Genomic DNA, 12,598 nt, shown 5'->3' with positions numbered 1-12,598 from the left:
TCTCACCTAGCCTTTCTTCAGGCCGAGTTCGGCGGCCCACGGGTAGTAGAGGTAGGCCTGCGAGGCGGGCGGTCCCGTCAGCTTGTCGGAGACGACGAGCGCCGTCGGCACCTGCGCGACCGAGATCCAGACCCCCGCGTCCACGAACCGCTTCTGTACGTCGATCGCGAGCTGGGCCCGCTTCGCGTCGTCCAGGGTGCTCAGCGCCTGCCGGACCTTCTTGTCGTACGTGGCGTCCTTGAAGCCGACCCAGTTGTTGGAGGAGTCGGAGAGGCCGTTGTCGTAGAAGCCCATGGGGTCGGCCTTGGAGATGTACCAGTCGCCGACGAGGACGTCGATGTCGGCGCGTGCGGCCGGGTCGCTGTAGAACTCCTCGAACTGGGCCGTGGGGACCGTCTTGATCTGGCCCTTGAGGCCGATCCGCTGGAGCGCGGAACGCACGGCGTTCGCGACGACTGTCCGTCCCTGGCTGCTGTCCGTGCCGATCACGATGGGATCGGTCGGCGCGCCCGCCTCCTTCACGAGCTCCTTGGCCTCGGCCAGGTCGTCGGCGGTGGGAGTGGCGGGAGCGGCGGCTGCCAACTTCTTCTGGGCGACCTCGAATTCGGGCTTCTCGTATCCCCAGGCGCCGGAGCCGACGGGTGTGGCCCACGGCTGGACGAGCCCTCCGTACCCCGACTTCGCGATCCCCGTCCGGTCGATCGCGAGGGACAGCGCGCGCCGGATCCGCGGGTCCTTCAGGCCGCCCCGGGCCGTCGGGATGAGGACGAGCGAGGCGGTGGACGGGCCGTAGTGCTGGTCGAGGCCCTTGCTGGTGCGCAGGGCGGATGCGGTGTTCGGGGATTCCGCGTACGTCCCGTCGGCGGCGCCCGTCTTCAGGGCGTTGACAAGGGCGCTGTCGGACGCCCAGCGGAAGACGACCTGACGGGTCAGGGGCTTCTCGCCCCAGTACTTGCCGTACGCCTCGATGGTGATCGAGTCGCCGGACTTCCAGCCCTTGAGTTCGTACGGGCCGCTGCACGCGTCGCCCTGCCCCGGTGTGCCGAAGTCCTTGCCGGCGGCGGCTACTTGTTCCTTGTTCCAGACGATTCCCGCGTCGCCCGCGAGTGCCTTGGTGAAGAGGGCGTCGGGGGTCTTGAAGCGGATGGTGATCTCGCGGTCGCCGGTCTTCTTCATGGACTTGACGTTGCCGAACTCGTCGGCCTGCTCCATGTCCGGGTCGGCGTGCCGCTTCAGTGACCACAGCACGTCGTCGGCGGTCAGCTTCGACCCGTCGTGGAAGGTTACGCCGTCCCGGACGGTCAGAACGAGGGTCTTGTCGTCGGGCGTATCGGCCTTCTCGGCGAGGAAGGGCTTCGTCGTCATGTCGGGCTGGAGCTGGTAGAGCCGCTCGCAGACGTTCGTGAGGACTACGCGGCCCGCGCTCGATCCCTGGGTGTCGAGGTCGAGCGAGTCCGGCTCGTCCTCAAGGAGCCAGTTCGCCTTGTCCAGCGTGCCGTTGGCGGCAGCGGTCGTCGCGCTCAGCTTCAGCTTGGCGGCGTCGGCGGGCTTGCCTCCGGTCGCGGCCGTGTCGGCGCCGCTGCATCCGGCGGCGGTGAGGAGCGTGGCGGTGGCGAGGCTCGCGACCAGCGGCCGCCTCAGGGTGCTCCTGGTCGTCGTCATCTGTTGTCTCCGTACGGGCCGTCGTAGAGGTTCCAGGGCATGTGCTGGTAGTCGCGGTCGCAGGGGGTGCCGGCGGTGACGTGGTAGTCGCCGCTGGTCAGGTCCACGCAGGAGGAGACGAGCGTGGACCAGTGCTTGACCTCGGGCTTGCGCGGGTCGGGGTGGGTGCAGAGCGACTCGGGGTGGCCGAGGTGGTCGGACATGGCCTGCTTGATCAGCTTGCGCGACTCGTCGGCGCCGGTGGACGAGCGCAGGGACTTGAGCCCCTGTTCGGCGCGGGGGACGCGGACGAGCGAATCCGACGACATGGGGCGGTAGTCGGCGGCGATCGCTGCCGGGATGCCCGCCTGGTAGTGGTTGCCGTGCACGAGGAGTCCGTCGGTGGGGTACATCCAGCCGTGCCCGGCCGGGGTCGTCTCCAGGTCGACGGCGAAGCCCTCGCGGCAGGTCAGCAGGGCGTTGGACGCGATGTGCGCGCGGGTGCGGCAGAGGACGTCCAGGGCGTCGGTGATGGTGTGCTGGTCCAGGACACTGCGGCGTACGACGGTCTGGGGGAGGCCGATCGCGTCGCTGAAGCGCCCGCCGAGGCCGTTCGCGTTGAGGGCGATGCCCGCCGAGTTGGCGCCCTGGCGGCCGATCTGGCCCGCCTCGACCTGCATGATCAGGGTCGGGTGCGGGGGCTGGACGATGCGCAGCATGACGACGGTGTCGGCGACGCCGGCCCGCCAGTCCCAGTTCTGCCCGGCCCATACGTGGCCGTCGCCGCTGGCCTCTCCGTATGCGGCGAAGGAGGTGCAGCCCTCGGCGGGTTCCTCATCCGCTTTCATTTGCGCGAAGGAGCGGTCGTAGATGACCTCGCCGCGGGCGTTGAGGGCGAGGATGTCGGGGAGCTCGACGCCTGCGCCCTCGGCGATGCCGCGCATCTCCTCGACGAGGTGGGGTGCGTAGTCGCGGACCGGCTCCAGCCAGCGGGCGGCTCGGGCGGCGACCTGGTCCCAGGTCAGGCCCGAGGACTGGCCGAAGGCTTCCTCGTAATAGGCGAGGGCGGTGTGCAGCTGCGGGCGGACGGCTTCGCCGTACTGGCGGCCGCGTTCGATCGGGGTGCCGGATATCTCGATGATGGGGAGGGTGCGGGGTGCCATTGTTCTCCTCGCGGCGGAGAGCTGTTGTAACGTGCATTACGAGTAGCTCTCCTTTTGGAATGCGTTGCCCAGGAGAGTAACGGCCATCACACGAGAGTCAATAGCTGTAATGGAAATTTCAGAGGATCAGACGGGGTCGGGCGCTACTGGCGGCGCGGGGCTCGCGAAGCTGCGGGCCGCCGTGCGCGACCAGTGGGAGACGCTCTCGACGTCCGAGCGGGCCGTCGCCCAGTACGTGGTCAGCGCCCCCGCCGAGTCGCTGCTCTTCGCCAGCGCGCAGGAGCTGGGCACGGCGAGCGGCACCAGCAACGCGACGGTCGTCCGCGCCCTGCAGCGCCTGGGCTATGCGGGCCTGCCCGCGCTCAAGCGGGAGCTGGCTTCGGACTTCACGTCGGCAGTGCCTCCCGAGGTGCGCCTGCGGCAGCGCATCGCGCACGTGGGCCGGAATCTGGACGACATCTGGAGCGACGTCTTCGACGAGGCCCAGGAACGCATCGAGCACGCGCGGCGCCTGACGCCGGGCGAGGCGCTGCGGGACGCGGTGGGCTTCCTCGCCGAGGCCCCGGAGATCCACTGCTACGGCATCGCGGCATCCGAACTCGCCGCGCGGCACCTGGCGTTGGCGCTGGGCAGGATCGGCCGCCGGGCGCGGTACTTCGGGGATACGGGGTTCGCGCTCGCCGACCATCTGCTCGCCGTGCGGCAGGGCGACGCGGTGGTGATCTTCCAGCCGGGGCGGGCGCTGACCGAGCTGACGGTCCTGATAGAGCGGGCGCGGGCGGTGGGGGCGCGGGTCGTTCTGGTCACGGATGAGCTGGCGGAGCTTTACGGGCCACGGGTGGACGCGGTCCTGACGGCGCCGCATACGCCTACCGGCATCACTACGGAGGCGTTGACGGCGCTGGTGGTGGCGGATGCGTTGCTGCTTGCGCTGGCTACGCTGGATGAGGGGCTTGCCGTGGAGACCTCGCATCAACTGACGGCCCTGCGTGAGCAGTTGCTGGCCCCTGGGCCTCGGAAGCGGTCTTAGGTCGGCTTTTGACTGCTGCGCCGTCGTGGCTTGTCGCGCAGTTCCCCGCGCCCCTTTGGGGCGCGGTCTAGTTGTGTTGCATGATCAGTACGAACGTTGTGTTCGGGGTCAGGGCCTCGTACACGTGGGGGACGTCTCCCCTGTACGACATGTAGTCCCCTGCGGCCAGTTCCACCGTCTCGCCTTGCGGGCCCGCCAGTAGTCGGCCCGTGCTGACGATCAGATGCTCCACCGAGCCGGGAATGTGCGGGTCGGACTCCCGGGCGGAGCCCGGCTCCATCGCCCCGTGGTAGATGTCGCGCCGCACGCCTGCGGGCCCCGCCGACAGCAGCGTCCCCGCGTACGAGGCGCGCTCGGCATGCATCGTCGGGCCCTGCCCCGCCCGGATCACCGTCACCTCGGGCGCGGGCGACTCCACCAGCACGCTGAACGGCACGCCGAGCCCCACCGCCAGGGCCCACAGCGTCTCGATGCCGGGGTTGCCCGTGGCCGCCTCCAGCTGGGACAGCGTCGACTTCGCGACGCCCGCGCGCTTGGCCAGCTCGGAGAGGGAGAGCCCCGCCTTGGCCCGCTCCCGGCGCAACGCGGCCGCGACCCATTCGCGGGGCAGCCGGGATCGGACGGTGCCGTCGCCCTTGCCGTCAGTCATGCCGTCAGTCACTCCCTCATCGCCGTTCGCTATAGCGGGCTGATCGTTCGCCTTGACGAACGACACTCGCACGATCCATCCTACGACGTATGCGTTCGCCACACCGAACATACAGCCCACCCCAGCGAACGAACGACGGTTTCGTACGCCTCTCCCACCTCCCCCGCGGCGTCCTGCGCGACATCGCCCTCGTCTGGCTCGCCGACGCCGTCGTCGGCGTCTCCTTCGGCGCGATCGCCGTCGCGGGCGGCCTGCCCGTCTGGGTGCCGGTCCTGATGTCGCTGCTCGTGTACGCGGGCTCCGCCCAGTTCAGCGCGGTCGGCATCCTCGCGGCGGGCGGCGGTCCTGTCGCCGCCGCAGCCACCGGCCTGCTGCTCAACTCCCGCACGGCCGCGTTCAGCCTGGCCGTCGCCGACAGCCTGGGCCGGTCCTGGGCCGCGCGGTTCCTCGGCGCGCACCTCATCACCGACGAGACGGCGGCCTTCGTGCTCGCGCAGCCCGACCAGAAGCGGCGCAAGGCCGCGTTCTGGATATCCGGGCTCGGCCTGTTCGCCGTATGGAACGTCAGCGTCCTCGGAGGCGCGCTCGCCGGATCAGCGATCGGCGACACCGCCCGCTTCGGTCTGGACGCCGCGTTCCCCGCGGTGCTCCTCGCCCTGGTCCTTCCCGCGCTGCGCGGCGACAGCATGACGCGGCGGGCCGCGGCCGCCGGTGCGGTGATCGCGGTCGCCGCGGCTCCGTGGCTGCCCGCCGGGGTGCCGGTACTGCTCGCCCTGCTGGGCCTGCTCGCGGCGCGACGCGGACCGGTCCGCCCCTCGCGCCCGTCCCCCCTCCCCGAGAGGAGTGCCTCGTGAACGCCTACCTCGCCTGCATCCTCGTCCTCGCCGCTGGAACGTACGCCTTCCGCCTCGCGGGCCCCCTGCTGCACGGGCGGGTCGAACTGCCCGCCCGCATGCAGGAGTTGCTGACTGTCGGTGCGACCGTCCTGCTCGTCGCACTCCTCGCCACCGGCGCACTCACCGAGGGGCACGGTTTCGCCGGGTGGGCGCGGCCCATCGGCGTACTGGCGGGCGGGGTGCTCGCCTGGTGGAAGGCGCCCTTCGCCGTGGTGGTGGTCGGCGCGGCGGCGACTACGGCGCTGTTGCGCCTGGCGGGGGTGTCGTAGCCGAGGCACCGCCGCCCCGGTACAGCTCCTCGACCACTCCCGCGTACCGCTCCGTCACCGCACGCCTGCGCACCTTCAGGCTCGGTGTGAGCAGCCCGCCCTCCACCGTGAAGTCCTCATCCAGCAGGGCGAATTCGCGGATGCGGGCCGGGTGCGAGACCGCCTCGTTCGCCTCGTCCACCACCTCCTGGACCAGGGCGCGGACGCGGGGGTCTTGCGCGAGGGGCTCCGTCAGCGTCACGCCCTCCCGTTCCGCCCAGGCTGTGACCTCCTCCGTGTCCAGCGTGATCAGGGCCACCGGGTAGGGGCGCTTGTCGCCGACCATGACCGCTCGCGACACGAAACGCGAGCGCTGGACGGCCAGTTCACTGAGGGACGGGGTGAGGTTCTTGCCGCCGGAAGTGATGATCAGGTCCTTCTTGCGGCCGGTGATGCTGAGGTAGCCGTCGGCGTCGACCGCACCCAGGTCGCCTGTGTGCAGCCAGCCCTCCTCGTCCAGGGCGTCCCCCGTCGCGGCCGGGTCCGCGTGGTAGCCGGGGAAGACCATCTCGCCCCGGGCCAGGACCTCTCCGTCCTCCGCGATGCGGACCTCGCAGCCCGCTACGGGGCGGCCGACCGTGCCGTAACGGACCGCCCCCGGGTGGTTGAGGCTGATCACGCCGGCCGACTCGGTCATCCCGTACCCCTCGTAGACCGCGATCCCGCACGCCCGAAGGAAGTCGACGACGTGCGGCGCGATGGGCGCGCCGCCGGTCAGCGCCCAGCGGACGCGCCCTCCGAGCGCCTGCCGGACCAGTCCGTAGAGGGCCTTGTCCGCCGCCTCGTACGCGTCCTGGAGCGAGGGCGGCAGGGCGCCGTCCGCCGCGAGGACCCCGATGCGTACCGCTTCCTCGAACCGCTCGCGGCCCCCCTCCTGGGACTCCGCGAGGGAGAGGACCACGGAGTACACCTTCTCGAACAGGCGCGGCACGGACGGCAGATGGGTGGGCTTCGCCTCCGCCAGCTCGGTGACGACATTCTCGATCTTCCCGCCGAAGTAGCACAGCTCGCCGCCCTGGATGAGCGTCGTGAACTCGATGAGCTGGGCCAGGAGATGGGCGAGCGGGAGGTAGAGGTACGTGGAGTCGCCGGGGCCGCCCTGGATCAGCGGGAGGGTGGCCGACTGGACTGCGCCCAGGTTGCCGTGGGTCAGGAGGCAGCCCTTGGGCAGGCCGGTGGTGCCTGAGGTGTAGATGATGGTGGCGAGGTCCGCGGGGACGCGGGTCCTTGCCCGGTCCGACAGGGCGTCCAACAGGGCGTCCGACGGGTCCAGTTCCGGCTGCCGCTCGCGCTCCGTCATGAGCAGCACGTGCCGTACGCCCGGCAGCCGCGGCCGGAGGCGTTCGATCTTCGCCGCCTGTGCGGCGTTCTCGCAGATCACCACCGCCGCGCCGGAGTCCCCGATGACCCACTCGACCTCCTCGTCACCCGCCGTCGGGTAGACGGGGACGACCACCGCGCCCGCCGCGAACGTGGCGAAGTGGGCGTAGGTCCACTCGGGGCGCGTCTCGGCGAGGATCGCCACGCGGTCGTCCGGGCGGACATCGAGAGCCAGCAGCTCCCGTCCGCAATCCCGTACACGCTCCCGCAGTTGCTCGTACGAGACCTCCTCCCACGCCCCGCCTGCGGACTTGAACCGGAGGGCGGGCAGCTTGCCGTGCCGGTCGGCCGCCCACTCGGTGAGGACGGCCAGGGTCTCGGGACGCTCCGTCGGCTGCATGCGTACGACGCTAGGGACAGTGCGGGCGGTGGAGGGATGACGGGAAGCGTCAGCGGGGTTGGCCGCGGAGCTCAAGCCGCGGCGGCCCGAAGATCCTCAGAGGACCCTCAGAAGATCCTCAAAACCCTTGTTGCCCCTGGGGCTCCGGCACCAGTATCCCTCCCAAGCCCGCCGCCCAACCGCCCCTGACCAGGGCGGTGTCGACCGGCGTCGGCCATCGCCTCGCGATGAACACAAAGGGGAACACACATGTCCACATCCACTTCCATATCCAGAACTGCCCTTCGCACCGCCGCCCTCTCCGTCACCGCGGCCCTCGCTCTCGCCGCCACCGGACCGATCGCCTCCGCCACCGAGGCCGCCCACACCCGCGCCGCCGGACAGCAAGCCGCCGAAGCCGTCCCGGAGATCGTCGAAGAGGGTCTGGAGGAGCGACTGGGGGCGCTTCCCCAGAACCCGACGAACCAGCAGCTCGTCGAGGCGATGTACCCGGGCGACGAGGCGGCCCAGCAGGCGGCGATCGCCCAGCTCGCCCCGCAGAGCGGGCAGGCCGCCCCGCAGGGCGTGCAGCTGCGGAGCTGGAACACCGCCTGGAAGGTGACCAAGTGCGTGGGCGCGATCGGCGCCTTCATCGCGGGCAACGCCCTTCTCGTCACCAAGGCCACCAAGTTCGGCGGCGTGCTCAAGGGTGCCAAGCTCATCGTCCAGGCCGGCAACAAGGAGGAGCGCCTCAAGCTGCTCGTCGCCATCTTCGGCGAGGTCACCGGCATCTCCACCGTCGCCACCGCCTGCGGCTGAGGGGAATCGAGGAGACCATGGAGATCATGGAAACCACCTTCAAGGCTTCGTTCATGCTGGCCGTCGCCGCCGAGGTCGTCCTGGTCGCCGTCCTGGTCTTCCAGGTCTGGCGCAAGGAGCGGCACGGCGGTGAGTCGCCGCTGGTGTTCACCGGCGGCGACGCGCTGGCCGGTGCCGCGCTGTTCGGCGGCACGATGACGCTGACGGCGCTGTTCTCCGACGGCTGGAGCGGGCTGTCGACCAGCGACACCCTGCTGTACGCGGCGACGTTCGGCATCGTCACCGCGGGCTTCGCGACCTTCCTGCGCCGGGCGGACAAGGGGCGGCCCGAGTACGGGCGCATCGCCTTCCTGCTGCCCGTCGGCTTCGGGGTGCTCGCGGGCCTCGCCGGAGTCTGACAGCCGGGACGCGGCTACGGGGCGGTGCACCTTCCCGTAGCCGCGCGGCTGGTTCGAGAAGGGGCGTGGCGGGGGAAGGAAACCCCATGCCCAGCCGGACCATCACCGTCCACCACATCCGCGCCATGCTGCACGGCGCCGAGCGCCACGGGATCGACACCGTCCCGCTGCTCCGCACCGCCCAGATCCCCCCGCTCCTGCTCGGCGACGACCGGGCCCGCATCACCGAGGTCCAGTTCGCCCGCCTCTTCCGGGAGCTGTACCGCGCCACCGGCGACGAGTTCCTCGGCCTCGGCTCGGCCGTCAGCAGGCCCGGCACCTTCGCGATGATGTGCCACGCGTCCCTCGGCTGCCGTGACCTTGGCGCAGCCATGGAGCGTGGCGTCACCTTCTACGGGCTGTTTCCGGGCGGCCCCGACCTCACCCTTGAGCACCGCGGGACGGGCAGCGCCGTCTTCGCCGTACGCAACGACCTCGAACGGGACTACTTCCTCGCCGAGTGCCTCGTCATCATCTGGCACCGCCTGTGCAGCTGGCTGATCGGACGCCGCATCCCGCTCCACTGGGCCGAGTTCGGGCATCCCCCGCCCCCGCACAAGGACGAGTACGGGCTCCTCTTCGGCTGCCCGGTCCGCTTCGGCGCGCCGCGCACGGGTGCCGGGTTCGACGAGCGCTGGCTGGCCGCGCCGCTGATACGGGACGAGGAGGCCCTGGAGGGCATGCTGAACCGTGCGCCCTTCGACCTCCTCTCCCGGCGCGAGTACGGGACGACGGTCGCCGAACAGGTACGCCGCGCCCTCGCCCGCGCCCTGCGCACGTCCCCGCGACTCCCCTCCCTCGGCGAGATCGCCGCACGCCTCGCGGTGAGCCCCGCGACGCTGCGCCGTCGCCTGGCCCAGGAGTCCACCTCGTACCAGCAGTTGAAGGACGCGGTGCGGCGTGACGCGGCGATCGCGGGCCTCGCCGAGGGCACGGAGCCCATCGCCGACCTCGCCGCACGGCTCGGCTTCTCCGAGGACACGGCCTTCCACCGGGCTTTCCGGCGGTGGACGGGGACGACGCCGGGGGCGTACCGGGTGGCACATCCTTACGACGGCTCGTGGGAGCCAGGGGGCGAGCCCGGGTCCGAGCCTGGTTCGGGCTCGGGCTGATCCGCGGGCGTTCCCCAGCGGTGGGAGTACGCGACATGTGACTGCTCCAGTTGCCCCTGTGCCGCGAGGGCGTCCCCCATGTCCTTCAGGGCGGCGGCGTACGAACCGGGATCGGTCTCGGGGTCCACCAGGGCGAGCACGGACCGGTACATGGACACCGCTTCCGCGTAGGCGCCCTCGCCCGTGATCTGCCGCAGCACGGTCGCCGCCTCAGCCAACTCACCTATCGTGGCGAGGCAGTTCGCCAGGGCGTACATCGTGGCGACCAGTTCGCCCGGCTGGTCGGCGCGCCGGCGGTACGAGACGGCCTGCCGATAGTGCTCGGCGGCCTCCTTGAAGTTCCCGGCGCCCCGGTGGGTGTCCGCGATGTCGTGCAGGATGCCGCCGTAGACACCGGGTGATTCCTCGGGCCCGGTCAGCGCGCGGGCTTCCTCGAAGCAGGCGAGCGCCTGCGCGTGCCAGACGGAAGGGCCGTCGAGGTTCCGATTGGCGTACCGGAACTGCGGGCTTCCTCCGCTGAGGTGCTGACGGCCCCGGTCGACGAGACCCCCGGCGAGCACGGTGGCCGTCGCCAGGGTCTCCGCGTGGTCGGGGCCGAGGACGCGCCGCAGGTCGGCGAGGACCTGCCGGTATGCGATGACGGAGCCCGCCGCGTCCCCCGCGACGCCCCAGGTGTAGCCGAGGCTGCGGCGAGTGGTGAGGGTGTCGAGGTGATCGGGTCCGAGGACGCGGTCCATGTCGGACACCAGCAGCTCGAAGGTGACCAGAGCGGTGGTCACATCGCCGGAGTCCCGCTGCCAGTAGGCGAGTTCACGGCGGGTACCCAGCGTCTCGGCGTGGTCGGGGCCGAGCACCCGGACCCGGTCGGCGAGCAGCTGCCGGTACGCGGCCACGGCTCCCCGCTTGTCCCCTTCCTCGCCTCGGTAGAGCGCGAGGTTGTGGCGGGCCCGGAAGAGGTCGGGGTGGTCTCGGCCGAGTACACGCTCCCGGTCGACGATGAGCTGTTCCAGTGCGGTGATGGCCCCCGCCGTGTCCCCCGCGTCGCCCCACCACAGGGCGAGCGAGCCCCGGGTGTCGAGGGTCTCGGGGTGGTCATCGCCGAGGACCCACTGCCGGACCACGAGGATCTGCTCCAGGCTGGCCAGGGCGCCCGCGACATCCCCCACGAGGCCGTGCGCGTGGGCCAGTTCGTGCCGGGCGCGCAGGGTGTCGCGGTCGTGGGGTCCGAGCACCCGCTCGCAGTCGACGAGTGCCTCCCGGAGTCCGGTGAGCGCCTCGTCCGGGTAGCCCGCCATACCGCGCAGGTCGGCCAGTTGGAGCCGGATGCGCAGGGTCTGGCGGTGGTCGGGGCCGAGCCGGTCGTGGGCCAGCCGTCCGAGGGTGCGGAAGTAGACGAGGGCGGCCGTGACCTGGCCGCTCTCCTGGACGCTGTCTCCGGCGAGGAGGAGCACGGGGTGGATGCCCGGCCGCCACAGGGCAGGTTCGGCCACCCGTCGTACGACATCGGTGTTGGCCCGCAGGAACTGGGAGAGCGCGGTGTCACGTTCGACGTCGGGCCAGGCGGCTGCGAGCGCGTCGGCCGCCGCGACGGCGGTCTCCTCCAGGACGTCGTGCGGGAGGGACTCGCGAAAGGTCCGCTGGATGAGCTGGTGCACGCGGACGGCCTGGTGCGGGACGCCGGGTGTGTGGTCGACAAGGCTCATGCGGTGCAGGGCACGCAGCGCTCCGACGGCGTCCTCGGCAGTCACCGCTTCCTCTGAGTGCGGGGTGCGGTGCGCGGTGAGGTGGGCGAGGGCCGGTGGGCTGGTGAGGACGGCCGCCGGGATGCCGTTCGGGTCGAGCAGCGAGATGAGGGCGAGCATGGGCCGGGCGAGCCCTCGCGGGCGCATGGCATCGGCACGCTCGGCGGAGAGGGACCAGGTGGCGGTCACGGTGACGGTCTGGGTGTCGGGCAGCATGCCCCGCTCAGGGAAGAGCAGCTCCAACTCGCGGCTGCGGGCGGAGAGTTGCCTCCGATACTCGGCACAGGTCACGTCCCTGGCCTCCAGAAGGTAGGCGGCGGCCTGGGAGAGGGCGAGCGGCAGATCACCGAGATCCCCGGCGAGCCGGGCCACGCAGTCTTGCGGATCATGCCGTGCGGGACAGTCGCCGCGGGGCCGCGCCCGGTCACACTCACCGGGGTCCTTGTCACCGTCACGCCCACCACTGTCCGCATGACCGCACCCGGCGCCCGCCCCTTCATGCCCCGCGTCCAGCACCCGCGTCAGGTAGTTGACCGACTCCTCCCGTGCGAAGAGGCCCACCTCGATGCTTCGGCGGCCGTGGCCCGCCAGGACCGCGTCGCGGCGGCGTGTGGTGATCAGGGTGCGGCCGCGTGGACTTGCCGGAGGCCACAGGCCGCCCCGGTGCAGGGCGGGGTCGGCGAGGAGGTCGACCGGGTCGGCCAGGTCGTCGAGGACGATCAGCCAGCTGGGGCCACCCGCCGGGCGCGGTTCGAGCCAGGCGAGGAAGCGGGCCGCGGCCTGTTCGGAGTCGGCGCGGGCCAGACCGAGCCACTCCTCGGCCGCCTGGGCGTACGCGGAGACGATGGCCTCGCGGTTGACGGCGGTGACCCAGAGGAGCAGGTCGATCTCACCGCTGTCCCGCAGGTCACGCGCGTAGCGAGCCGCCAGCTGGGTCTTGCCGACGCCCCCGGTCCCGGCGAGCACCTGGCCGAGCACGGCGGTGCCTCCGTCGGCCATCTCCCGGGCGAGGCGCCCGCCGACGGCACGCCCCTGGAAGCAGTGGGCCTCCTGCGGCAGCACGCCGACCAGATGCGGCCACTCCCTTTGGGGCGGGCCTGCG

Annotated in this window: 11 protein-coding genes; 6 read left to right on the top strand and 5 right to left on the bottom strand. The window is 71.5% G+C overall.

Features of this window, described 5'->3' with window-relative positions; all coding sequences use genetic code 11:
- Positions 1–6 precede the first annotated feature (6 nt).
- Both E5671_RS27125 and E5671_RS27120 read right to left on the bottom strand, forming a co-directional pair.
- The gene (locus E5671_RS27125) at positions 7–1,662 is read right to left on the bottom strand and encodes an ABC transporter substrate-binding protein (RefSeq protein WP_160506529.1); all 1,656 of its coding nucleotides are present in this window, start codon (positions 1,660–1,662) and stop codon (positions 7–9) included.
- Positions 1,659–2,804, bottom strand: coding sequence for a C45 family autoproteolytic acyltransferase/hydolase (locus E5671_RS27120; protein WP_160506528.1), 1,146 nt, complete (start codon positions 2,802–2,804; stop codon positions 1,659–1,661). The genes E5671_RS27125 and E5671_RS27120 overlap by 4 nt, the downstream gene beginning before the upstream one ends.
- A 109-nt stretch (positions 2,805–2,913) precedes the next feature.
- Between E5671_RS27120 and E5671_RS27115 the strand changes: the two genes are divergently transcribed.
- Positions 2,914–3,834, top strand: a complete 921-nt coding sequence (locus E5671_RS27115; RefSeq protein WP_160506527.1) for a MurR/RpiR family transcriptional regulator — start codon at positions 2,914–2,916, stop codon at positions 3,832–3,834.
- A 67-nt stretch (positions 3,835–3,901) separates the two neighbouring features.
- Here E5671_RS27115 and E5671_RS27110 read toward each other — a convergent pair whose 3' ends face one another.
- Positions 3,902–4,483 carry a helix-turn-helix domain-containing protein gene (locus E5671_RS27110; RefSeq protein WP_160506526.1) on the bottom strand — a complete coding sequence of 194 codons (582 nt, stop codon included), beginning with the start codon at positions 4,481–4,483 and terminating at the stop codon, positions 3,902–3,904.
- 89 nt (positions 4,484–4,572) lie between these two features.
- Between E5671_RS27110 and E5671_RS27105 the strand changes: the two genes are divergently transcribed.
- Together E5671_RS27105 and E5671_RS27100 are read left to right on the top strand one after the other, a co-directional pair.
- The gene (locus tag E5671_RS27105; protein ID WP_160506525.1) at positions 4,573–5,337 is read left to right on the top strand and encodes an AzlC family ABC transporter permease; all 765 of its coding nucleotides are present in this window, start codon (positions 4,573–4,575) and stop codon (positions 5,335–5,337) included.
- A complete protein-coding gene (locus E5671_RS27100) occupies positions 5,334–5,648 on the top strand; it encodes an AzlD domain-containing protein (RefSeq protein WP_160506524.1) in 315 nt (104 codons plus the stop codon). Before E5671_RS27105 ends, E5671_RS27100 begins: the two co-directional genes overlap by 4 nt.
- Here E5671_RS27100 and E5671_RS27095 read toward each other — a convergent pair.
- Complete coding sequence (locus E5671_RS27095) at positions 5,614–7,407, bottom strand: AMP-dependent synthetase/ligase (RefSeq protein ID WP_160506523.1); 1,794 nt, start codon at positions 7,405–7,407, stop codon at positions 5,614–5,616. The two genes, E5671_RS27100 and E5671_RS27095, sit on opposite strands and share 35 nt — an antisense overlap.
- A gap of 249 nt (positions 7,408–7,656) precedes the next feature.
- Between E5671_RS27095 and E5671_RS27090 the strand changes: the two genes are divergently transcribed.
- From E5671_RS27090 to E5671_RS27080, 3 genes are all read left to right on the top strand, one after another.
- A complete protein-coding gene (locus E5671_RS27090; protein ID WP_160506522.1) occupies positions 7,657–8,205 on the top strand; it encodes a hypothetical protein in 549 nt (182 codons plus the stop codon).
- A gap of 17 nt (positions 8,206–8,222) precedes the next feature.
- Positions 8,223–8,603, top strand: coding sequence for a hypothetical protein (locus E5671_RS27085; RefSeq protein ID WP_160506521.1), 381 nt, complete (start codon positions 8,223–8,225; stop codon positions 8,601–8,603).
- Between the two features lie 86 nt (positions 8,604–8,689).
- Entirely contained in the window at positions 8,690–9,754 is a 1,065-nt protein-coding gene (locus E5671_RS27080; protein WP_160506520.1) for an AraC family transcriptional regulator, read from the top strand.
- Here the strand turns inward: E5671_RS27080 and E5671_RS27075 are convergent.
- Positions 9,691–12,558: a tetratricopeptide repeat protein gene (locus E5671_RS27075; RefSeq protein ID WP_160506519.1), complete on the bottom strand. Its 2,868-nt coding sequence runs from the start codon at positions 12,556–12,558 to the stop codon at positions 9,691–9,693. The genes E5671_RS27080 and E5671_RS27075 overlap by 64 nt on opposite strands.
- Positions 12,559–12,598 lie beyond the last annotated feature (40 nt).

The organism is Streptomyces sp. BA2, assembly GCF_009769735.1.
Lineage (GTDB): Bacteria > Actinomycetota > Actinomycetes > Streptomycetales > Streptomycetaceae > Streptomyces.
Note: the sequence above shows the minus strand (reverse complement) of the source record. Positions and strands in the feature narration are given on the sequence as shown.